Below are 21,422 nucleotides of genomic sequence, written 5' to 3' on the forward strand. Positions count from 1 at the left end.
AGATCGTTCAAGTCAGCGAAATCCGATCAGCGCGGACGACCGGCGTCAAGAGCTCCGCAGCTTGCGGGTGACCACCTCGAGAGCACCGGCGAGGGCGCGCAGCTGATCGCGGTCGAGGACGTCGATGAGGTGCTCGCGGACGATCTCGACGTGCCCCGGCGCGGTGATCTCCAGCTTGCGGCGGCCGGCGTCGGTCAGGCAGGCGATCACGCCGCGGTCGTCGGTGTCGCAGGTGCGGCGGCTCACCAGGCCCGCCTTCTCCAGCTGCGTGACCTGGTACGTCAGGCCGCTCTTGGAGGTCACGACGAGGTCGGCCAGCTCGGACATCCGGATCTCGCCGCCCGGAGCGGCGGAGAGCCGGACCAGGATCTCGTACTGCGGGTGCGAGAGCCCCGCCTGCTCGCGGAGCTGCTGCTCGACGCGTCGGTTCACGAGGTTGCCCGCCTCGACGAAGGCGTTCCAGGCGGCCATCTCATCGGCGTCGAGCCAGCGCGGTTCGGTCACGCCCCCATCTTAGCTTGTTCAAATTTGAACGACGAGCTAGAGTTGGTTCGAATTCGAACTAGGAGGTGCCGGATGTCCTCCCGCATGCCCGCCCTGTACCTCAGCCACGGCGCCCCGCCGCTGGCCGACGACGAGCTCTGGCCCGGCGAACTCGCCGCCTGGTCGGCCGACCTGCCCCGGCCGACGGCGATCCTGATCACCTCCGCGCACTGGGAGGAAGCGCCGCTGGCCATCGGCGCGACCAGCACCGTTCCGCTGGTCTACGACTTCTGGGGCTTCCCGGACCGCTACTACGAGGTCCGCTACGCCGCCCCGGGCGCCCCCGCCCTGGCCGAGCGGGTGCGGGCGCTGCTCGGCGGCGCCGAGACGCCGGTGGTCGACGTGCCCGACCGCGGTCTCGACCACGGCGCCTACGTGCCGCTGAAGGAGATGTACCCCGAGGCCGACATCCCGGTGCTGCAGATCTCGATGCCGACGCTGGAGCCCACCGCGCTGATGCGGCTGGGCCGGTCACTGCAACCGCTGCGCGACGAGGGCGTGCTGATCGTGGGCAGCGGCTTCTTCACCCACAACCTCGCGGCCCTGCGCTCGTCGTCGACCCCGACCTGGTCGGTGGAGTTCGACGACTGGGGCGGCCGCGCGCTGTCGTCGGGCGACGTCGACGCCCTGCTGGACTTCGAGCACAAGGCTCCGGCCGGGCGGTTGGCGCACCCGCGCACCGAGCACTTCGCCCCGTTGTTCGTCACCCTCGGCGCGGCGGGCGACGACCTCGACGCCCAGTCCGTCCCGATCGACGGCTTCTGGTGGGGCCTCGCCAAACGCTCGATCCAATTCGGCTGAAGCCCTCCCTCGCAGCGTCGCTAGGCACGACAGTTTTAGCCATAATTGCCCACCCGAAAAGCCCGGAACGTCCCATATGTCCTGGGGCAATTATGGCTAAAACTGTCCCCTGCCAAGCACCACGACACCCGCAACCCCCGACTCGGCACTCGCGTTCCGCAACACGGGGTTCCGCGACGGGGTTTCGCGGCGGGAGGTTCCGCGGCGGGGGTCAGTGGCGGAGTTGGTGGTGGATTGCTGTGGCTGCTTCGGTGAGGGGGGTTCGGGTTTCCTCGGTCCAGTTCGGGCCGCAGCGGGGGGTGGGGGCTGAGACGGACATGCCGGCGACGACGTGGCCGGCGTGGTCGCGGATCGGGACGGCAAGGCAGCGGCAGCCGATGATGTACTCCTCGTCGTCGGTGGCGTAGCCGTCGCGGCGGACCTGGTCGAGCTGGGCGAGGAGTTCGCCGAGGTCGGTGATGGTGTGGTCGGTGAAGCGCTCGAGCTCGACGTCGGTGTAGCGGGCGGCGATCTCGTCGTCGTCGAGCCCGGCCAGCAGCGCTTTGCCGAGGGCGACGGAGTGGGCGGGCAGCCGCATCCCGACGGCGGAGACGAGCTTCATCGGCTGCGGGGATTCGGCGATGGCGATGTAGACGTTCTCGATGCCGTCGAGCCGGGACAGCTGCACGGTCTCGCCGGTCTGCTGCGCGAGGCGTTCCATCAGCGGCAGCGCGAGCCCGACGATGTCGCGGTGCCCGGTGTAGCCCTGCCCGACGGTCCAGGCCTTGAGCCCGAGCCCGTAGGTGCGGGTGGTGGGGTCGAATTCGGCGAAGCCGCGGTGCACGAGGGTGCCGAGGAGGCCGTGCACGCTGGAGAGCGGGAGCCGCAGCGTCTCGGCGATGTCGCTGAGCCGGTGCCTGCCCCGGGAGAGCAGCTCGAGAATGATCAGCGCCCGGTCCGCCGATTTCACCAGGTTGTGCCCGTTCGGGCTGGACGCGCTCTCCGCCGTCACCCCTCGAATCCTCCTGCTCTTCGTCGTCCCGCCCCACCCGGAGCGGAACCTACCGAACAGTACAGCGGGCGCGCGGCGGCCGCGCGGCTCCATCTGCGAGGGGTGTTCGGACGTGCGGAAGGCCGTGGACGGCGAGCGAGCGTCCACGGCCTTCGCGTTCCTGGAGGGGCCCGGCCGGGGCCAGCGGGATGACAACCCCGGCCGGGCCGCTCGTCAGGAGTTGATCTGCTCGGTGATCACGTCGTTGTAGGCGCCGACGCGGGCGTAGATGCCCGGGTAGCCGGGCTGCGCGCAACCCTGGCCCCAGGACACGACGCCGATGAGGCGGCCGTCGGCGACCATCGGGCCGCCGGAGTCGCCCTGGCAGCTGTCGATGCCGCCTTCCGGCACGCTGGCGCAGACCATCGACTCGTTGCTGTACTCCGGGTACGCCTTGGAGCAGGTCTCGTCGGCGTTGACCGGCAGCTGAGCCATCTGCAGGTGGTCGGCCTGCTGGCCGCCCTCGGAGGTGTTGCCCCAGCCGAGGATGGTGGCCTGGGTGTCGGGCGCGTAGGCCGCGTCGTCGGCGGTGGCGAGCTCGATGGGCGCTTCCTGCACCGGGGCGGCGAGGGTCAGCACCGAGACGTCGAAGCCCTTGGTGGCGTCGGTGTACTCGGGGTGCATCCAGATGTTGCTGACGTCCGACACCGTGCCCTCGTTGGAGCTCATGGTGGTGCGGCCGCTGACGACCTTGATGTCGCCGGCCTGCTGGCCGTCGGTGCAGTGGGCGGCGGTGAGGACCTTGGTCGGCGACACGATCGAGCCGCCGCAGAACTGCTGGCCGTCCGGCGTGGTCAGCGCGACGACGAACGGGTGGTCGGCGATCTCGGCGTCCTGGCCGCCGACGATGTACGGGTTGACGTCGGCGGGCGCCGCCTGCGCGACGGAGGCCGAGGTCAGCGCGGCAACGGCGATCGCAGCGACACCGGCGAACCGGGCGAGGCGACGTGGGGCATCGACCATCGTGAATCTCCTTGTCCGAAGGTCATGCCACGAGAAATCCAGCCGAAGGCCTGCCTTCCCCCAACCGGCTCCCCGCAGCAATCTTGATCGAACACTAACCAACCGAAGAACAACCGCGAAACCCAAGCTTTTTCCCGCTTTTCCCCATTAACCCGCAGGTCACAGCCCTTCACACAACCAGAAAAAATCAACAAGAAGGCGACAATTGCTCACCACGAAAAAGCCAACAGAAGCACCAAGAGCACAAGCCCAACCAACACCGTCAGGCAACCGCCGAAGGCGGTTTCTCACTACCCCACCTAAGGCACTGGCACCGCCGGGGGTTCTGAGCGGCTTCGTGGCGAGCACGCCGCGACGCCGTGTATTGGACATACATAAGTCGTGGCGCGCGGAGTCCACGGAGCCGCTCAGGTTCCCCTACCCGCACCGCCCAGCAACAAGACCATCGTCCTTAGACCCGAAGGGTCACCAAAAAGATGCCCTCGGCGCACCCCGATTGCGCCGAGGGCACCTTCGTTTCGGCCGGACCCCTCCGACCAGTTCGCGCCATCGATCCCCGAACCGACGGCGCCGACGCGTTCCCGGCCCCGACAACCGTGTGGAACGCGTCTCCTATGGTGTACCGATCTTGGGTGGAATATTCCAGAGCCGATCGGCGGACCTCACTCGATTGATCGTTAAACCTGTTGGCCCAATCCACTCGGATGGCCTAGTGACAGCCGCTGTGCCGTGCGTCACCGGGGCACGAGTCCGGCGTCGTAGGCGAGCAGTCCGGCCTGCAACCGGTTTTCGCAGTCGAGCTTGACGAGCATCCGCGAGACGTAGGACTTCACGGTGGCTTCCGACAGGTGCAGCCGGGAGGCGATCTGCGCGTTGGACATGCCGCGGCCGAGGCAGGTGAGCACGTCGGTCTCGCGCTCGGTGAGGTCGCGGGTGATCCGCAGGGCGCGTTCGCGGGCGGTCTGCTCGCCTCCGGTGGCGGCGAGCAGCCGGCGCTTGGCTTCCTCGGACAGCACGGTGTGCCCGTCGGCGGCGACGCGCACGAGGCCGATGAGGTCGTGCGGCGGCGTGGATTTCACCAGGAACCCGACGGCTCCGGCGCGCAGGGCGCGCAGCACGTACTGGTCGGCGTCGAAGGTGGTCAGGGCGACGACGGACGGGTGCTCGGGCATCCGGCAGATCCGCTCGGTGGCGGTGAGCCCGTCGACGCCGGGCATCCGCAGGTCCATGAGCACGACGTCGGGCCGGTGCCGGACGACGGCTTCGACGGCGGCGGCGCCGTCCTGGGCCTCGTCGACGACGTCGATGTCGGGCGCGGAGCCGAGGATGGTGCGCAGGTGCGCGCAGACCATCGGCTCGTCGTCGACGACGAGCACGCGGATCGTCTCAGGCATCGGCGCTCTCCTCGGTGGGCACGTACCCGGGCAGTATGGCCTCGACTTCGAACCCGCCGCCGTCGACGGGCTCGGCGCGGAAGGTGCCGCCGACGAGCTCGACCCGCTGCTGGAGCCCGAGCAGTCCCACTCCCCCGCCGCTGTCGTTCGGCTCGCGGGGACCGGCGGTGGCGGTGTTGCGGACGAGCACGCGCACCCGGTCGTCGCTGTGCAGGACGCGCACGTCGACGTGGGCTCCGGGCGCGTGCTTGTGCGCGTTGGTCAGCCCTTCCTGCACGACGCGGTAGGCGGTGCGGGCGACCGCGGAGGTCACCGGACCCGGGCGTCCGTCCACAGTGAACCGGACGGACATGCCGACGGCTTCGGACTGGGCGACGAGCTCGTCGAGGTCGGGCAGGGACGCGGGCGGGTCGGCGCGGTGGTCCTGCGGTTCGGTCTCGCTGCGGCGCAGCACGCCGACGAGATCGCGCAGCTCGGTGAGCGCTTGGCTGCCGCTGGCGCGCAGCTCCTCGGCGGCCCGGCGCACGGCCGGGTCCTCGCCGGCTACGGCCAGGGCGCCGGCTTGCAGCACCATCAGGTTGATCCGGTGGGTGACGACGTCGTGCATCTCCACGGCCAGCCGCGCTCGCTCGTCGGCGCGGGCCTGCTCGGCGCGCAGCTCCTGCTCGCGCTCGGCGCGTTCGGCGCGGTCGCGCAGCCCGAGCGCGGACAGGCCGAGCAGGACCGGGACGATCGACCACAGCGCCCCGCCGAGCACGGTGTCGGTGTCGGGGAAGGTCCAGGGGCGCAGGCACACCAGCGTCACGAACCCGATCAGCACCCACATCAGCCACCGGGCGCGGCGCTGGTAGACGACGGCGGCGTAGACCACCAGCGGCGTCAGGCCGGGTGCCCACGGGTCCGACGGCAGGTTGATCTGCAGGAACGGCCCGGGTCCGAACGCGATGAGCAGGGCCTGCGCCACCGAGATCACGGCGACCGGCCACAGCAGGGCCATCGGGTAGCGGCGGCGCGCGAGGAGTCCGATGCCGAGGGCCGTGTTGAGCAGGTGCGCGAGCCAGAGGCCGCCGATCCAGTCGTACCTCTCGATCCCGGGCACGCCCGGGTAGAGCCTGCCGAGGGTCCACACGAACACGTGCAGCCCGACGACGAGCGCGATGTCGAAGACCGCCTCGCGCCGGTCGTTCCACAGCAGCCGCCACCACGGGTGTTCCACAGCTCCCACGGTAGGCGCAGCGGCCCGCCGCACCCGGTGAGAACCACCGCACGACCCGCAGGAGTAGACGAAGGTTGCGGGTGCCCGCAACCTTCGCCGCGCACGAACTCGACGAACAGCGGTGGTGGGCCGTGCGCGCACCGCGCTTCACTGGTGGCACACCGCGATTCCTGGGGGAACGATGATCATCGATCAGACCGAGCGGTCGAACGCGAGCTCGAGACGTCCGCCGCACCCGTGGGCGATGTGGCCGACGCTGAGCATCGCCGGGGTCCTGACCGTCGCGCACGCCGTCATGGGGGCGTTCGGCGACTACTGGATCGACGAGGTCTACATGCTCGCGGCCGGGCGCTTCCACCCGGACTGGGGCTACGCCGACCAGCCGCCGCTGGTGCCGATGATCGGTGCCGCGATGGACTTCCTGGCACCGGACTCGATGTTCGTGCTGCGGCTGCCGGTCGCGCTGGCCACCGGCGCGACGGTCGTGCTCGTCGCGCTGCTGGCGCGCGAGTTCGGCGCCGACCGGAGGGCGCAGACGATCGCCGCGCTGGCCGGCGGAACCGGTCTGTGGGCGAACCTGGTGGGGCACTGGCTGGCGCCCTACAGCTTCGAGCCGCTGCTGTGGACGGCGCTGTTCCTGCCGCTGGTGCGCTGGCTGCGGCAGCACTCGCAGGGCGTCGCCGACGACCGGCTGCTGCTGGTGTTCGGGCTGGTGCTGGGCATCAACCTGCAGGCGAAGTTCCAGGTCGCGATCCTGTGCGCGGCGATGCTGCTGAGCACCCTGGTGGTCGGGCCGCGCGCGCTGCTGGCCCGGCCGAAGCTGTGGGCGGGCGCCGGGATCGCGCTGGTCATCGCCTCGCCCGCGCTGATCTGGCAGGCGCTGCACGGCTGGCCGCAGCTGGAGATGGCGCGGGTCGTGGCCGCCGAGTCGCCGATTTTGTCGGGCGGTCGCAGCGGCACGGCCGTGATGCTGCTGCTGTACTCCGGGGTGCTGGGCACCGCGCTGGTGCTGATCGGCCTGTGGCTGCTGCTGACGAAGACGTGGCTGCGCCCGTACCGGATGTTCGCGCTGGCGATGATCGCGCTGTGGATCTTCTTCGTCGTCACCGCGGCGCGGCCCTACTACCTGATCGGGATGTACGGGCTGCCGATCGCGGCGGCCGTCGTGGGGTTGCAGCGCAGGCGCGAGACCAAGCCGTCCCGCTGGGGGTGGGCGGCTTGGCCGGTCTACGCGGCGACCGCGCTGGCGGCCGGAGGCATGATCTTCTCCGCTGACGCGATCAACCGCGGGTTCTCCACGGAGATCATCCACACGCACGGCGATCGGGTCAGCGACGGCATCGCCCGGAAGGTCTCCGACGTCTACCTGTCGCTGCCCGCCGAGCAGCGCTCGCGCACCGCGGTCGTCGGCGACAGCTACATCTCCGCCTCGATGCTCGACATCGGCAGCAGGCACCACCCGCTGCCGGAGGTGTACAGCCCGCACCGCGGCTACGGGTTCTTCGGCCACCCCGACGACGGGGTCGACACGATCGTGCTGTTCGCGCGCAAGGCCGACGAGGCCCGGCCGTTCTTCACCGACGCCCGGCTGGTCACCGACGACGGTGACCTGAAGGTGTGGGTGCTGAGCGGGCGCACCGTGCCGTGGGAGCAGATCTGGCCCGCGGTGACGACGATGCAATGAGCCGAAACGCGAGCGGTGGCACCGCGATGTCGACACAATCGGCGGCACGTCCACGAAAGGGGCCCGAGATGGCCGAGGAACTGCGGTTGCGCCCACCGCGCCACCGCGTGGAGAAGCGGGCGATCGGCTGGTGGACCGCCCAGGCCCTGGCCACGGCGCTGCCTCCGGTGATCGTGCTGGTGGTGCTGGGAATCCTGATCGCGCCGGCCCGCTTCTGGCTGCTGCTGCCCGCGGTGGTCCTCGCCGTGCTGGGAGCGGTCTACGTCGTGGTGATGCCGCAGTGGCGGTACCGCGTGCACCGCTGGGAGATCACCGACGACGCCGTCTACACCTCGGCGGGCTGGCTGCGGCAGGAGTGGCGGATCGCGCCGATGTCGCGGATCCAGACCGTCGACACCGTGCGCGGGCCGATGCAGCAGCTGTTCGACCTCTCCAGCGTCACCGTCACCACCGCCTCGGCCGCCGGTCCGCTGACCATCGACGGCATGGACCGGGAGCAGGCGGCGGCGGTCGTCGAGCAGCTCACCGCCACCACCCAGGCGACCCCGGGAGATGCGACATGAACGTCGTCGACGGGCAGTGGCACCGGCTGGACGTGAAGGCCGTTCCCGCGTCGGCCGCCCTCGTCGCCGCGCCGGCGCTGCCGACGCTGCTGGTCATGGTCCTGGCCGGGGCGGGGACGACCGCGGTGCTCATCGCGTTCCTGGCCGCGCTCGGCGCCGCGGCGCTCATCGTCGGCGGCGCGACCTACGAGCGGGTGTTCTTCCGCTACCGGATCACCGGCGAGCGGTTCGAGCAGCGCCAGGGCGGGGTGTTCCGCAACCACCGGTCGATCCCGCGCGACCGGATCCGCACCGTCGACATCACCGCCGCCCCGCACGAGCGGCTGTTCGGCATCGCGACGGTGAAGGTGAGCACCGGGGCGCAGGCCGACGAGGCGACCATCAAGCTCCAGTCGATCTCCCGCGAGGACGCCGAATCGCTGCGCCGCAGCATGACCCTCGGCGACGGGTCCACTGTGGAGGAAGCACCGGACGAGGGCGTGCTGTCGCGGCTGAAGCCGCGGTGGCTGGGCTACTCGGCGCTGACCGTCTCGCTGATGCTGGTGGTGTGGGGCGCGATCGGCTCGGCCGTCGGTTCCTTCGACGACCTGCTGCGCAAGTGGGGTGTGTTCCAGGCGCTCGGCGGGGTCGTCGTGACCCTGGGCATCGTGGCGTTCGCGCTGGTCGTGGCCGGGATCGCGCTGCTCGTCGGGGTCGTCGGGGCGTTCCTGCTGTCGCTGGAGATGTGGTGGGGCTACCAGCTCAGCCGCGAGCCCGGCACGCTGCGCGTCAAGCGCGGCCTGCTCACCACGCGCTCGCTGTCGCTGGAGGAGCGCCGGTTGCGCGGCGTCGAGCTCGGCGAGCCGCTGCCGCTGCGGCTGGCGGGCGGCGCCCGGCTCGCGGCGGTCGCGACCGGGCTGCGGGACACCTCGCAGGACAAGAAGCAGCCGGAGAGCAAGATGCTGCTGCCTCCCGCGCCGCGCGCCGAGGCGCGACGGGTGGCGGCGGCCGTGCTGCGCGACCGGCCGTTCGACCTCGCCCTCACCCCGCACCCGCGCGCGGCCCTGCGGCGGCGGATCGGCTGGGCGCTGTGGAGCGCGCTGGGCGTGGCCGTGGTGCTGGCGGTTCCAGCCGTGCCCGGCTGGATCCCGGTGTCGTTCGCCGTCGTGCTCGTGGTGCTCGCGCTGGCCGCCGGGATCGGTTTCGCCGTCGACGCCCACCGCGGCCTCGGGCACGCGATGGACGAGCGATACCTGGTGGCGCGCAACGGGAGTGCGGCCCGGCGCACCGTCGCGCTGCAGCGCGAGAACATCATCGGCTGGCGGATCTCCCGCACGGTGTTCCAGCGCCGGGCCGACCTGATGACCGTGGGAGCCACGACCGCCGCCGGTTCGAGCCTCTACCGCGTCTACGACGTCGGCACCGGCGACGGCCTGGCGCTGGCCGACGAAGCCGTTCCCGGCCTCCTGGCGCCGTTCCTGGAAACCACTGCGGCTGAAAAGGTTTCGAGTTCTGACGGGGAGCGCCCCCCGAAATAACGCGCTCCCCCGCCGGATTCAGCCCTGGTCGAAGCGGCCGCTCTTGAGGCCGCCGACGAAGTCCTTCCACAACTGCGAGGCGATCTCGATGCGCCCCGCCCCCCGGTTCTTGGTGTCCCGCACACCAACGTGATCGGATCCGAAGCCGACCTCGACGCACTGCCCCTGCCCCTGCGACCGGGAACTCGTGCGCCAGCCGGATATGTGCGCCATCTACAGCTCTCCTATGCGTTGTTGGATGAAATCGACCGAACCTTCGGGATCTACCGCGTGCGCCCTCAGATGATCCATCATCGTGGCGTAGTTCGTCAGCTCGATCTCGCGCTCGAGGTACAGGCCACCCACATGGGTTTCCAGGTACACCACGTCGGGGTCGATGTGGTTGGAGTAGCGCAGGATCACGAACGGCCCGGCCTGCGCCGGATGCGCTCCGGCGTCCAGCGGCATCACCTGCAGCGTCACGTTCGGCAGCTGCCCCAGCTTGAGCATGTGCTCCAGCTGCCTGCGCAGCACGCCGTCACCGCCGACGCGGCGGCGCAGCGCGGCCTCGCCGACCACCGCCCACAGCTCCAGCGGGTTGTCGCCGGTGACCCGCTCCTGCCGCTGGATGCGCAGGTCCACCCGCCGCCCGATCTCCGCGTCGTGCGCGCGGATGAGCGTGGACTTGGTGATGGCGTAGGCGTATTCACGCGTCTGCAGCAGTCCGGGGATCGCCTCGGACTCGTAGGTGTGAATGCTGGAGGCCTCGGCTTCGAGACCCACGTAGGTCTCGTACCACTCCGGCAGCACGTCGCTGTAGGAGTGCCACCAGCCGCGCTTGCGGGCGTCGCGGGCGAGGTTGATCAGCTTCTCCCGCTCGGCGCTGTCCACCCCGTAGAAGTCCAGCAACGCCGACACGTCACCGACCGAGGGGGATCTCTTCGCGGTCTCGAATCGGCCGATCTTCGCCTGCGTGCAACCGAGATGGCTGGCCGCCTGCTGCTGCGTGACCTCCGAATGGGCGCGCAATCTGCGCAATTCGGCGGCCAGCCTCCGGCGACGCACCGTGGGACTGACTGTCATGCCACCCATCCTGCCCGGCCCACCACGACGAGTCACAACCTGATCACCCGTACGACATCTTCACGCGGAAGCTTCTTGCCGGGATGCTGGTGCGCGGCGGCCCGAGCAGGAGGGCCGGACCGCCGCGGCGTGGGGGTGACATGTATCTGCTGATGATGGTGTCCGTGCTGGTGTGGGCCGTGTTCTTCGGCGTCGGCCTGCTGCTCTGGTGGCGCGCGGGCCACCTCTCACCCCGACGACCGAGGGACTGACACCCGCCGGCGTCAAGGACGCGGAACGTTGCGGAGATTGCTGCGGGCGAGCTGCAGCATCTTTCCGACGCCGCCCGACAGGACCGTGCGGCTGACCGCCAGGGCGAAGCCCTTGACCTGCTCGGCGGTGATGTTCGGCGGCAGCGACAACGCGTTGGCGTCGGTCACCACGTCCACCAGCGCCGGACCGGGATGCGAGAGCGCTTCGGAGAGCGCGTCCCGGACCTCGCCGGGCTTCTCCACCCGCACCGAGTGGATGCCGGCGGCGCGGGCGATGGCGGCGAAGTCGACGCCGTCGTGGTCGGTGCCGAAGTCCGGCAGACCGTCGACCAGCATCTCCAGCTTCACCATGCCCAGCGAGGAGTTGTTGAACACCACGGTCTTCACCGGCAGCCGGTGGGTGCGCAGGCTCAGCAGGTCGCCCAGCAGCATCGCCAGACCGCCGTCACCGGACATCGACACCACCTGGCGGTTCGGCTCGGCCAGCTGCGCGCCGATGGCCTGCGGCAGCGCGTTGGCCATCGAGCCGTGCACGAACGAGCCCAGCACCCGGCGGCGCCCGTTGGGCGTGATGTAGCGGGCGGCCCAGACGTTGCACATGCCGGTGTCCACGGTGAACACCGCGTCCTCCGACGCCAGGTCGTCGAGCACGTCGGCCACGTACTCGGGGTGGATCGGCACCTGCGACTCGACGTTGCGGGTGTAGGCGTCGACCACCTTCTCCAGCTGACCGGCGTGCTCGCGCAGCATCCGGTCCAGGTACGAGCGGTCGGTCTTGGTGCGCAGCTGCGGCAGCACCGCGCGGATCGTCTCGGCGACGTCGCCGTGCACCGCCAGGTCCAGCACCGTGCGGCGGCCCAGGTGCGTCGGCTCGATGTCGACCTGCACCGTGTTGGCCTGCGGCAGGAAGTTGTCGTACGGGAAGTCGGTGCCCAGCAGCAGCACCAGGTCGGCCTTGTGCATCGCCTCGTAGCAGGCGCCGTAGCCGAGCAGGCCGCTCATGCCGACGTCGTAGGGGTTGTCGTACTGGATCCACTCCTTGCCGCGCAGCGCGTGCCCGACCGGGGCCTTGATCTTCTCCGCGAGCTCCATCACATCGGCGTGCGCGCCGCGAGAACCCGCCCCGCAGAACAGCATCGGGCGCTCCGCCCGGTTGATCCGCTCGGCGAGCGCGGAGACCTGGTCGGCCGAGGGCAGCAGCGTCGGCGGCTCCCAGTCGACCACGCCCTGCCCGGTCGGCTTCGTCGTGGACTCCTCGGCGACGTCACCGGGCATCACCAGCACCGACACCCCGCGCCGGCCCACGGCGGTCTGGATGGCGCTGCGCAGCAGCCGCGGCATCTGGTCGGGCTGGGAGAGCAGTTCGCAGAAGTGGCTGCACTCGTTGAACAGCTCCTCCGGGTGGGTCTCCTGGAAGAAGCCGGTGCCGATCTGCTCCGACGGGATGTGCGAGGCCAGCGCCAGCACCGGAGCCCCGCTGCGGTGCGCGTCGTAGAGCCCGTTGATCAGGTGCAGGTTGCCGGGACCGCAGCTGCCCGCGCACACCGCGAGCCTGCCCGTGACCTGTGCCTCGGCGCCCGCGGCGAACGCGGCGGCCTCCTCGTGGCGGGTGTGCACCCACTCGATCCCCTCGGTGCGGCGGACGGCGTCGACGACCGGGTTGAGGCTGTCGCCGACGATGCCGTAGATCCGCTTCACCCCGGCCTGCACGAGGACTTCGATGAACTGCTCGGCGACGGTCGGCATGCGCGCTCCTCCGTGAACGGTTGATCGATGGGGCCACCCCCTCGTCTACGCGCGGGACCCGGCACCCGCAACCCGGTAGCCCGTTCGAGGGACACCGGTAACGAAGCGCTCGATTCCGGCGATCTCCACCACGTCCACCCCGGAGGGTGTTTTCCCGCGCTGTGAAAGGAATTTCGACGGTGTCCGTCCGCGTCTACATCAGGTGCGCTGTTGCCGTGACCGCTTCGGCCTTGGCCGGGCTCATCGTCGGCGGATTCCTCGTCAGCCATCAGCCGCCGGAGCAACCGGCCATCGAGCAGGTGTCCCAGCTCACCCCGGCCGCGGGCGGTGCGACGCTGCCCGAGTGAGCCGTCCGGCCCATCGGCTAGCGTCGCGGTCATGACCGAACAGAACCGACTTGCGGACGGCGACGCGGCGCCCGACTTCGCGCTGCCGGACGCCGACGGCAACACCGTCTCGCTGAGCGACTACCGCGGCCGATCGGTCGTCGTCTACTTCTACCCGGCCGCGAGCACCCCGGGCTGCACCAAGGAGGCCTGCGACTTCCGCGACAGCCTCGCCGAGCTCAACGACGCCGGGTTCGACGTGCTGGGCATCTCGCCGGACAAGCCCGCCAAGCTCGCGAAGTTCCGCGACGCGGAGGGGCTGACCTTCCCGCTGCTGTCCGACGAGGACCGCTCGGTGATGACAACCTGGGGCGCGTTCGGGGAGAAGAAGAACTACGGCAAGATCGTCCAGGGCGTCATCCGCTCGACCTTCGTCGTCGACCCCGACGGCAAGATCGCCAAGGCCCTCTACAACGTCAAGGCCACCGGCCACGTAGACCGCCTCCGCAAGGAGATCGGGGTCTGAGCCCGCCCGCCCGGGCAGGTCACCGCGACCGCCCGGGCGGCCTCAGTCGAAGGCCATGTAGATGGCGACGCCTGCTGCGATGACGACCACCACGTAGCGCAGCAGGGTCGAGGGCAGGCGCTGGGCGAGCTTGCCGCCCGCGAATCCGCCGAGGACCGTGGTCGGCACCAGCATCGCCACCGCGACCCAGTCGACCGGCGCGATCAGGGCGTAGACGACCAGCGTCGCGGCACTGCCGATCATGCCCAGCCAGCTCTTGAGCGCGTTGAGCCTGCGCATGCTGTCGGTCGCGGCCAGCACCAGGATCGCGATCAGGATCACGCTGCGCGCGCCGCCGAAGTAGCCGCCGTAGATGGAGGCCAGGAAGATCCCGGTGGTGAGCAGCACCGTCCGGTCCGGCGCCCCCTCGGCGGGCGAGCCGAGCCAGCCGCGGATGGTGTTCTGGAAGGCCATCAGCACCGCCGACAGCCCGACCAGCGCCGGGACCACGGCGTCGAAGACCTCGCCGGGCAGCACCATCAGCAGCGCGCAGCCGATCGCCGAGCCCACGCAGGCCGCGATCGACGTGGTCCACAGCCTGCGCGGATTGCCCTTCAGGTCCTCGCGCTGGCTGACCGCGGCCCCCACGAAGCCCGGCCCCTGCGCGACGGAGTTGGTCACGTTGGCCACCAGCGGCGGCATCCCCGTCGCCAGCAGCGCCGGGAACACCAGCAGCGAACCGCCACCGGCCACCGCGTTCACCGCGCCGGACAGGAATCCGACGACGACGAGCAGGGCCAGCTCCAACCAATCCGTGAACACGCACCGAAGTTAGCCGTCCAACCACGTCCCGCCCCCACCGGGGCGAGCGGAGTCACAGGGAAGGTTTCCGTGGTCACCCTGCTCGGCGGTGCGGGTAGCGGAACCTGAGCGCTTCCGTGGACTCCGTGCGCCGCTCCTGATGTATGCCAATACACGGCGTCACGGCGTACTCGCCACGAAAGCGCTCAGAACCCGCGGCGGTGCCAGTTGCTCGGGTGGTGGAAGAGAATGCGGCTTCGCCGCATCACATCACCCGGCGAGCGGCTTGAGGGACGGGAGGAGCAGGCGGAGGGCTCGGCCTCGGTGCGAGTCGGCGTCCTTCTCCTCCGGGGTGAGCTCCGCGCTGGTGCGGGTCTCGCCGTCCGGGACGAAGATCGGGTCGTAGCCGAAGCCGTTGGCGCCCCGGGGCTCGCGGATGATCGTGCCGCGCCACTCGCCGCGCACCACGGTCTCGGTCCCGTCGGGCAGCACGAGCGCGGCGGCGGAGACGAACGCGCCGCCCCGCCGCTCGTCCGGCACGTCGCCCAGCTGACCGAGCACGAGATCCAGGTTCGCCTGGTCGTCGCCGTGCTTGCCGGACCAGCGGGCCGAGAGCACGCCGGGCATGCCGTTGAGCGCGTCGACCTCCAGGCCGGAGTCGTCGGCGACCGCGGGCAGCCCGGTGGCGCGCGCCGCGTCGGCGGCCTTGGCCACGGCGTTGTCCTCGAACGTCGCCCCGGTCTCGGGCGCCTCCGGGAACTCCGGCACGTCGGCCAGGCCCACGACCTCCAGGCCCGCGACGCCCTCGGCCTCCAGGATCCGGCGCAGCTCCACCAGCTTCTTCTGGTTGCGGGTGGCCAGCAGCAACCGGGTCATGCGGCGCCTCCGGGCAGCTCACCCGGGTACGGCTCGGCGAGCGCGGCCTCCTGCAGGCGGGCGAGCTCACCGCAACCGGCCAGCGCGAAGTCCAGCATCTGGTCCATCGTGGACCGCGTGTAGGTGGCGCCCTCGCCGGTGCCCTGCACCTCGACCAGCGTGCCGTGGTCGGTGGCGACCACGTTCATGTCGACCTCGGCGCGGGAGTCCTCCTCGTAGGGCAGGTCCAGCCGCACCCGGCCGTCGACGACGCCGACGCTGACCGCCTGGATCGAGCAGGACAGCGGCTTCGGGTCGGACAGCCGACCGGCGGCGCCCAGCCAGGTCACCGCGTCGGCCAGCGCCACGTAGGCGCCGGTGATCGCGGCGGTGCGGGTCCCGCCGTCGGCCTGGATGACGTCGCAGTCCAGGGTGATGGTGTTCTCACCCAGCGCCGCCATGTCGATGCAGGCGCGCAGCGAGCGGCCGATCAGCCGGGAGATCTCGTGGGTGCGGCCGCCGATGCGGCCCTTCACCGACTCGCGGGCGCCGCGGGTGTTGGTCGCCGACGGCAGCATCGCGTACTCGGCGGTCACCCAGCCCAGGCCGGAACCGGTGCGCCAGCGCGGAACGCCGTCCTGCACGCTGGCCGCGCACAGCACCCGGGTGCGCCCGAACTCCACCAGCACCGAGCCCGCGGGCCAGTCCTGGTACCCGCGCGTGATCTTCACATCGCGCAGCTGGTCATCACTGCGTCCATCCGCTCTAGCCACGACCCAACCCTAAGCCCAGGCGTCCCGACCTTCGCGAAAGCCCCCGCGCGTCAGACCTCGTAGCTCGCGCCGGCCCGGACGAGCTGGGCCGGTCCGCCGAAGGCCGCCTTGGCCTCGGCCTCGATGGCGGCGTGATCGGTCCAGGGCACGAGGTGGGTGACCAGCAGGCGCTCGGCCCCGGAGGTCCGGGCGACCTCGCCCGCCTGGCGGCCGGAGAGGTGCACGTCGGCCGGGGCGTCCTCGTGGTGCTCCCAGGAGGCCTCCGCGAGCAGCGCGTTCGCCCCGGCGGCCAGGTCGGTGAGCTGCGCGCAGGGACCGGTGTCGCCGGTGTAGGCCAGCACCCGGCCCTCGGCCTCGACCCGGAAACCCCAGGTCTGGCACAGGTGGGCGACCTCGACCGCGCGGATCGTGAACGGCCCGACCGTCACCGGCTCGGTGCTGACCGGCCGGAAGTCGAACACGTCGGACAGGTCGGTCTCGGCGAGCTCCTCGGCGCTCGGCGCGTACAGCGCGGCCAGCCGCTCCGGCGCGTTGGCCGGGCCGAACACCGGCAGCCGCCGGGCGCGCGGGTCGTGGGGCGGGTTCGGCCGGTAGCGCCGGTAGACCGTCAGCGCGCCGAAGTCGGCGCAGTGGTCCGGGTGCAGGTGGCTGAACAGCAGCGCGTCCAGGTCGAACGGGTCGAGGAACCGCTGCATCGCACCGAGGGTGCCGTTGCCCAGGTCCAGCGCGATCCGGGTGTCCCCGGACTCCAGCAGGTACCCGGAGGCGGGCGAGTCGGGTCCGGGAATGCTCCCGGCGCAACCGAGGACCGTCAGCTTCATGCGGGAGAGCCTGACATGCGCAGCGGCAGAACGGCATCGGCCGAGGGAGCCGGACCGAGAAAGCGGCGGGCCAGCCGGGCGAAGCGCTCGGGCTCGCCGGTGACGTGGAACCGGTGCTCGGGCACGTGACCGGGCTCGGCGAGCTCGTCCCGCTCGGTGAGCACCCGGACGACGTCCTTGGCGGTCTCCTCCGCGCTGGACACCAGGGTCACGTCCTCGCCCATCGCCAGCTGCAGGACCCCGGTGAGCAGCGGGTAGTGGGTGCAGCCCAGCACCAGCGTGTCGACGCCGGCCTGCTGCAGCGGGTCGAGGTAGTTCTGCGCCAGGCCCAGGACCTGGCGGCCGCTGGTGATGCCGCGCTCGACGAAGTCGGCGAACCGCGGGCAGGCGGCCGTGGTCAGCGCGATGTCCGGGGCGGCGGTGAACGCGTCGTCGTAGGCGCGGGAGCGGATGGTGGCGTCGGTGCCGATGACGCCGACCTTGCGGTTGCGGGTGGTGGCCACGGCCCGGCGCACGGCGGGCAGCACGACCTCCACCACCGGGATCGAGTAGCGCTCGCGGGCGTCGCGCAGGCAGGCCGACGAGGCCGTGTTGCAGGCGATGACCAGCATCTTCACCCCGTCGTCGACCATCGAGTCGGTGATCGCGAGGGTGCGGGAGCGGATCTCGGCCAGCGGCATCGGCCCGTACGGGGCGTTGGCGGTGTCACCGACGTAGTGGACGGTCTCGCCGGGCAGCTGGTCCATGATCGCGCGGCTCACGGTCAGCCCGCCGACACCGGAATCGAAGATCCCGATCGGAGCGTTGGTCACCCGGCCAGTGTGCCAGGCTCGGTCCGCGAAACCCGCCGTCGAGTGCTGCGCGCCACCAGCCACGTGGCGAGCACCCCACCGATCGCGCCGAAGAGGTGTCCCTCCCAGGAGATGCCGGGCTGTCCGGGCAGGACGCCCCAGAGCATCCCGCCCCAGTAGAAGAACAGCACCACCGACACGAGGATCTGGGCGATGCTGCGCTGGGCGAACCCGCGCAGCAGCAGGAACACCATCCAGCCGAAGATCACGCCGGAGGCGCCGACGTGGTAGCCGGGCGCGCCGATCAGCCAGGTCCCGGCCCCGGCCACGATCCACACCACGGCCGTGACGCCGATGAACTGCCGGAGACCGCCGGCCAGCAGCAGCCAGCCGAGCACGAACAGCGGCACCGAGTTGCTGATCAGGTGCTGCCAGCCGAAGTGCAGCAGCGGTGCCCAGAGGATGCCGTCGAGCCCGTCGAGGGTGCGCGGCCGGATGCCGTTGCCGTCGAGGTCCATCGCGATGTTGGGCGCCGGGGTCGCCACGTCGTAGAGCTCGATGCCGAACAGCACGGCGACGCAGACGAGCATGCCGAACGCGGCCTTGAGCGGGTTCGCCGGCAGCACGCGCGGGCGCGGACGTTCCATCGGGCGTGTCACCCCACCGAGCCTAGCCGCGGGGAACGAGGTGCGGGATCGGGAATGACCCCGATTCCGGGTGCGCATCGGGGCGGTGACGGGAGCGTTGCGGATCTTGGTCGGGTGTCCGCCATCCGGCCCTGTCCGGTGATCCGCGCGGTAGGGTTCGGCCCCGTTGCGTCGTGTGGTGAAAGGTGAAGTGTGCACGCCCAGGTCGACATCGCAGTGCAGGCGGCGGCGCGTTCCGGACAGGCGCCCACCTGGGACATCGGCACCGAGACGCTGCTGTGGACGGACCCGCCGGCGGGCGATGTGCACCGCTACCGGCCGGGCCACACCAACGCCACCATGACGCTGCAGCAGCGGACCGGCGGCGCGAAGCCCCGCAGCCGGGGCGGCCTGGTGCTGCACCTGCACGAGGGCGTCGCGCTGTTCGACGCCCACGGTGAGCAGCGCACCTGGCTGGTCTACTGGGCCCGCGAGGGGATGACGGCGGGCGCCACGATGATCGACCGCAAGGGCCGGATGTGGGCCACGACGATGCGCACCGACGAGTCCGGTGACGGCTGGCTGGCCCGGGTGAACCCGGACGGTTCGGCGGGCGTGATCATCAAGGACCTCAAGGCCGCGTTCGGCCTGGCCACGAGCCCGGACGACGCGCGGTTCTACATCGCCGACGCGGGCACCGGCCGGATCGAGGTCCTCGACTTCGACGTCAACGCGGGCCTGATGGGCAACCGCCGCACGTTCTGCGAGGTCGGCGGCCAGCCGTCAGGCCTGGCGGTGGACACCGACGGCACCCTCTGGACCGCGGTCCGCGACAAGGCCGAGCTCCACCGCTACTCCCCCGCGGGAGAGCTGGTGGCGACCCTCCCGCTCCCGGCCCAACGCCCCACCAACCTCTGCTTCGGCGGCCAGGACCTCCGAGACCTCTACATCACCACGTCCCGAGACGGCCTCCCCTCCCCCACGGACACCGACGGCACCATCCTCACCCTCCGCACCCCCACCGAAGGCCTCAGAGCCTTCGCCTTCACCGGCTGACTCCCGACCCCTCGGGGTGACCGGATTACGGCGGTATTCCATCAACGGATTACGGCGGTAATCGGTACCCGGATTACGGCGGTATTCCGGGTTCAACGCGGATTACCGCCGGAATCCGTCAACGGATTACGGCGGTATTCGGGGTCCAACACGGATTACCGCCGGAATCCGCACACCGAATACCGCCGTATTCGGTCACCCCCGAGCGCCGGGTGACGGATGCGAAGAACCCCGCCTCCTGGGAGGCGGGGTTCTTCGGGTTTCTGGTGCGGGCTCCGGGCGTCAGGCCCAGAGTTGGCCTTCGAGGCGTTGGGCCGCTTCGTCGATGGTGCCGCTGTAGGCGCCGGTGGAGAGGTACTTCCACCCGGCGTCGGCGACGACGAAGGCGATGTCCGCGGACTCCCCGGCCGCGGCCGCCTTCTCGGCGATCGTCAGGGCGGCGTGCAGGACGCCACCCGTGGAGATGCCGGCGAAGATGCCCTCGCTCTCCAGCAGCTGCCGGGTCCGGCGCAGCGCGTCGTAGGACCCGACGGAGAACCGCCGCGACAGCACGTCCGGGTCGTAGAGCTCCGGGACGAAGCCCTCGTCCAGGTTGCGCAGGCCGTACACGAGCTCGCCGTAGCGGGGCTCGGCCGCGACGACCTGCACCCCCGGCTTGTTCTCGTGCAGGTACCGGCCCACGCCCACCAGCGTCCCGGTCGTGCCGAGACCGGCCACGAAGTGGGTGATGGTGGGCAGGTCGCGCAGGATCTCCGGGCCGGTGCCCTGGTAGTGCGCGTCGGCGTTGGCGGGGTTGCCGTACTGGTAGAGCATCACCCAGTCCGGGTTCTGCTCGGCCAGCTCCTTGGCCATCGCGACGGCCTGGTTCGACCCGCCCGCCGCGGGCGAGGAGATGATCCGCGCACCGTAGGCCTGCAGCAGCTGGCGCCGCTCCTCGGAGGTGTTCTCCGGCATGACGCAGACCAGCCCGTAGCCCTTGAGCTTGGCGGCCATGGCCAGCGAGATGCCGGTGTTGCCCGAGGTGGGTTCGAGGATGGTGCAGCCGGTGGTGAGCCGGCCTTCCTTCTCGGCGGCCTCGATCATGTTCAACGCCGCCCGGTCCTTGATGGAGCCGGTCGGGTTGCGGTCCTCCAGCTTCGCCCACAGCCGCACGTCGGGCGCGGGCGAGAGGTGCGGCAGCCCGACGAGCGGGGTCTCGCCCAGCGCGTCGAGCAGCGAGTCGAAACGAGCCACGGGAGCCTCCGTCAGCGCATGCCGCCGGCGACGGCCGGCAGGATGGTGACGTTGTCGCCGTCGGAGACCTTGGCCTCCAGGCCACCGGCGAAGCGGACGTCCTCGTCGTTGACGTAGACGTTGACGAACCGGTGCAGGTTGCCCTCCTTGACCAGGCGGTCCTTGAGGCCGTTGTAGTTGGCGTCGAGGTCGTCGATCACCGCGGCGAGGTTGTCGCCCTTGGCCTCGACGGACTTCTGCCCGTCGGTGTGGGTCCGCAGGATGGTCGGGATGGAAACGTTGACTGCCATGAGGAATCCTCCTGTCCACAAAGGACTACATAGGGAACGCGAACATGCGGTTGGGGATCGAGCCGCGGATCAGTCGCGGTCGGGAACCTCGTCGCCACCGGTGTGGGCGAACATGTACGACTCGACGACCTCCACCGGCTCCTCGGTGACCTCGCCATCGAGGATGCGGTAGGAGCGCAGTTCGTGGGTCTCGGGGTCCCGCGTGGACACGAGCACGTAGTGCGCGTTGGGCTCAGAGGCGTAGGACACGTCGGTGCGCGACGGGTAGGCCTCGGTAGCGGTGTGCGAGTGGTAGATGACCACCGGCTCTTCGTCGGCGGCGTCCATGCCCCGCCACACCTGCAACTGCTCGGCGGAGTCGAACCGGTAGAAGGTGGGCGAACGCTCGGCGTTGATCATCTCGATCAAGCGTTCCGGACGGTCGGACCCTTCCGGCCCGGCAATCACGCCGCACGCCTCGTCCGGGTGGTCCCGTCGGGCATGCGCGACCATCGCGTCGACGAGGTCGCGTCGGATCACCAGCACAGCAACCATCCTAGTAGGTGGGGCACCGAGCTCCCAGCATGTGAAATCGC

24 protein-coding genes are annotated in these 21,422 nt (G+C 70.7%); 7 read left to right on the forward strand and 17 right to left on the reverse strand.

Translation table 11 applies throughout. The features are described from left to right. Nucleotides 1-45 precede the first annotated feature (45 nt). Nucleotides 46-504: a MarR family winged helix-turn-helix transcriptional regulator gene (locus tag BM424_RS07030; RefSeq protein ID WP_093414792.1), complete on the reverse strand. Its 459-nt coding sequence runs from the start codon at nucleotides 502-504 to the stop codon at nucleotides 46-48. A gap of 72 nt (nucleotides 505-576) precedes the next feature. Between BM424_RS07030 and BM424_RS07035 the strand changes: the two genes are divergently transcribed. Beyond that, entirely contained in the window at nucleotides 577-1,344 is a 768-nt protein-coding gene (locus tag BM424_RS07035; RefSeq protein WP_175547969.1) for a dioxygenase family protein, read from the forward strand. Between the two features lie 211 nt (nucleotides 1,345-1,555). On the opposite strand, the gene BM424_RS07040 is transcribed toward BM424_RS07035, so the two are convergent. The 4 genes from BM424_RS07040 to BM424_RS07055 all read right to left on the reverse strand — a co-directional run bounded on the left by BM424_RS07040 (nucleotide 1,556) and on the right by BM424_RS07055 (nucleotide 5,947). Next, a complete protein-coding gene (locus BM424_RS07040; protein WP_245775671.1) occupies nucleotides 1,556-2,335 on the reverse strand; it encodes an IclR family transcriptional regulator in 780 nt (259 codons plus the stop codon). A 213-nt stretch (nucleotides 2,336-2,548) separates the two neighbouring features. Next, nucleotides 2,549-3,337 (reverse strand): S1 family peptidase, encoded by a 789-nt coding sequence (locus BM424_RS07045; protein WP_093414793.1) that lies wholly within the window; start codon nucleotides 3,335-3,337, stop codon nucleotides 2,549-2,551. 734 nt (nucleotides 3,338-4,071) lie between these two features. Beyond that, nucleotides 4,072-4,731 (reverse strand): response regulator transcription factor, encoded by a 660-nt coding sequence (locus BM424_RS07050; RefSeq protein WP_093414795.1) that lies wholly within the window; start codon nucleotides 4,729-4,731, stop codon nucleotides 4,072-4,074. After that, entirely contained in the window at nucleotides 4,724-5,947 is a 1,224-nt protein-coding gene (locus BM424_RS07055; RefSeq protein WP_093414796.1) for a sensor histidine kinase, read from the reverse strand. Before BM424_RS07055 ends, BM424_RS07050 begins: the two co-directional genes overlap by 8 nt. A 181-nt stretch (nucleotides 5,948-6,128) precedes the next feature. Here BM424_RS07055 and BM424_RS07060 point away from each other — a divergent pair, with 181 nt between their 5' ends. The 3 genes from BM424_RS07060 (at nucleotide 6,129) to BM424_RS07070 (ending at nucleotide 9,711) form a co-directional block, all read left to right on the forward strand. Next, nucleotides 6,129-7,631: an ArnT family glycosyltransferase gene (locus tag BM424_RS07060; RefSeq protein WP_093414798.1), complete on the forward strand. Its 1,503-nt coding sequence runs from the start codon at nucleotides 6,129-6,131 to the stop codon at nucleotides 7,629-7,631. 68 nt (nucleotides 7,632-7,699) lie between these two features. Continuing rightward, entirely contained in the window at nucleotides 7,700-8,194 is a 495-nt protein-coding gene (locus tag BM424_RS07065; RefSeq protein WP_093414799.1) for a PH domain-containing protein, read from the forward strand. Next, nucleotides 8,191-9,711, forward strand: a complete 1,521-nt coding sequence (locus tag BM424_RS07070) for a PH domain-containing protein (protein WP_093414801.1) — start codon at nucleotides 8,191-8,193, stop codon at nucleotides 9,709-9,711. The genes BM424_RS07065 and BM424_RS07070 overlap by 4 nt, the downstream gene beginning before the upstream one ends. A gap of 18 nt (nucleotides 9,712-9,729) precedes the next feature. Here the strand turns inward: BM424_RS07070 and BM424_RS07075 are convergent, their stop codons facing one another. The 3 genes from BM424_RS07075 to BM424_RS07085 all read right to left on the reverse strand — a co-directional run bounded on the left by BM424_RS07075 (nucleotide 9,730) and on the right by BM424_RS07085 (nucleotide 12,770). After that, a complete protein-coding gene (locus BM424_RS07075) occupies nucleotides 9,730-9,924 on the reverse strand; it encodes a DUF397 domain-containing protein (protein WP_093414802.1) in 195 nt (64 codons plus the stop codon). Further along, nucleotides 9,925-10,773 (reverse strand): helix-turn-helix domain-containing protein, encoded by an 849-nt coding sequence (locus BM424_RS07080; RefSeq protein WP_245775672.1) that lies wholly within the window; start codon nucleotides 10,771-10,773, stop codon nucleotides 9,925-9,927. 263 nt (nucleotides 10,774-11,036) lie between these two features. After that, nucleotides 11,037-12,770, reverse strand: coding sequence for a pyruvate dehydrogenase (locus tag BM424_RS07085; protein ID WP_093414805.1), 1,734 nt, complete (start codon nucleotides 12,768-12,770; stop codon nucleotides 11,037-11,039). A gap of 215 nt (nucleotides 12,771-12,985) precedes the next feature. Between BM424_RS07085 and BM424_RS29720 the strand changes: the two genes are divergently transcribed. Together BM424_RS29720 and bcp are read left to right on the forward strand one after the other, a co-directional pair. Continuing rightward, entirely contained in the window at nucleotides 12,986-13,117 is a 132-nt protein-coding gene (locus BM424_RS29720; RefSeq protein WP_281248682.1) for a hypothetical protein, read from the forward strand. A 31-nt stretch (nucleotides 13,118-13,148) separates the two neighbouring features. After that, nucleotides 13,149-13,622, forward strand: a complete 474-nt coding sequence (gene bcp / locus BM424_RS07090) for a thioredoxin-dependent thiol peroxidase (protein WP_093414807.1) — start codon at nucleotides 13,149-13,151, stop codon at nucleotides 13,620-13,622. A gap of 42 nt (nucleotides 13,623-13,664) precedes the next feature. Here the strand turns inward: bcp and BM424_RS07095 are convergent, their stop codons facing one another. From BM424_RS07095 to BM424_RS07120, 6 genes are all read right to left on the reverse strand, one after another. Next, on the reverse strand, nucleotides 13,665-14,423 hold the full coding sequence (locus BM424_RS07095) for a sulfite exporter TauE/SafE family protein (protein ID WP_093414808.1): 759 nt from the start codon (nucleotides 14,421-14,423) through the stop codon (nucleotides 13,665-13,667). 249 nt (nucleotides 14,424-14,672) lie between these two features. Then, nucleotides 14,673-15,278, reverse strand: a complete 606-nt coding sequence (gene rdgB, locus BM424_RS07100; protein WP_093414810.1) for an RdgB/HAM1 family non-canonical purine NTP pyrophosphatase — start codon at nucleotides 15,276-15,278, stop codon at nucleotides 14,673-14,675. Continuing rightward, entirely contained in the window at nucleotides 15,275-16,030 is a 756-nt protein-coding gene (gene rph, locus BM424_RS07105) for a ribonuclease PH (protein WP_093414811.1), read from the reverse strand. Before rph ends, rdgB begins: the two co-directional genes overlap by 4 nt. 50 nt (nucleotides 16,031-16,080) lie before the next feature. Next, nucleotides 16,081-16,851, reverse strand: a complete 771-nt coding sequence (locus BM424_RS07110; RefSeq protein WP_093414813.1) for an MBL fold metallo-hydrolase — start codon at nucleotides 16,849-16,851, stop codon at nucleotides 16,081-16,083. Then, on the reverse strand, nucleotides 16,848-17,663 hold the full coding sequence (gene murI, locus BM424_RS07115) for a glutamate racemase (RefSeq protein ID WP_093414814.1): 816 nt from the start codon (nucleotides 17,661-17,663) through the stop codon (nucleotides 16,848-16,850). Before murI ends, BM424_RS07110 begins: the two co-directional genes overlap by 4 nt. Continuing rightward, entirely contained in the window at nucleotides 17,660-18,301 is a 642-nt protein-coding gene (locus BM424_RS07120) for a rhomboid family intramembrane serine protease (RefSeq protein ID WP_245775673.1), read from the reverse strand. The genes murI and BM424_RS07120 overlap by 4 nt, the downstream gene beginning before the upstream one ends. Nucleotides 18,302-18,481: 180 nt before the next feature. On the opposite strand from BM424_RS07120, the gene BM424_RS07125 reads away from it, so the two are divergent. Continuing rightward, the gene (locus BM424_RS07125; protein ID WP_093414816.1) at nucleotides 18,482-19,324 is read left to right on the forward strand and encodes an SMP-30/gluconolactonase/LRE family protein; all 843 of its coding nucleotides are present in this window, start codon (nucleotides 18,482-18,484) and stop codon (nucleotides 19,322-19,324) included. 282 nt (nucleotides 19,325-19,606) lie between these two features. Here the strand turns inward: BM424_RS07125 and BM424_RS07130 are convergent, their stop codons facing one another. From BM424_RS07130 to BM424_RS07140, 3 genes are all read right to left on the reverse strand, one after another. Next, the gene (locus BM424_RS07130) at nucleotides 19,607-20,557 is read right to left on the reverse strand and encodes a PLP-dependent cysteine synthase family protein (RefSeq protein ID WP_093414817.1); all 951 of its coding nucleotides are present in this window, start codon (nucleotides 20,555-20,557) and stop codon (nucleotides 19,607-19,609) included. An 11-nt stretch (nucleotides 20,558-20,568) separates the two neighbouring features. Continuing rightward, on the reverse strand, nucleotides 20,569-20,847 hold the full coding sequence (locus BM424_RS07135; protein ID WP_093414818.1) for a MoaD family protein: 279 nt from the start codon (nucleotides 20,845-20,847) through the stop codon (nucleotides 20,569-20,571). A gap of 69 nt (nucleotides 20,848-20,916) precedes the next feature. Next, entirely contained in the window at nucleotides 20,917-21,372 is a 456-nt protein-coding gene (locus tag BM424_RS07140) for a M67 family metallopeptidase (RefSeq protein ID WP_093414820.1), read from the reverse strand. Nucleotides 21,373-21,422 lie beyond the last annotated feature (50 nt).

It is taken from the genome of Saccharopolyspora flava, from assembly GCF_900116135.1.
GTDB classification, from domain to species: Bacteria; Actinomycetota; Actinomycetes; order Mycobacteriales; family Pseudonocardiaceae; genus Saccharopolyspora; species Saccharopolyspora flava.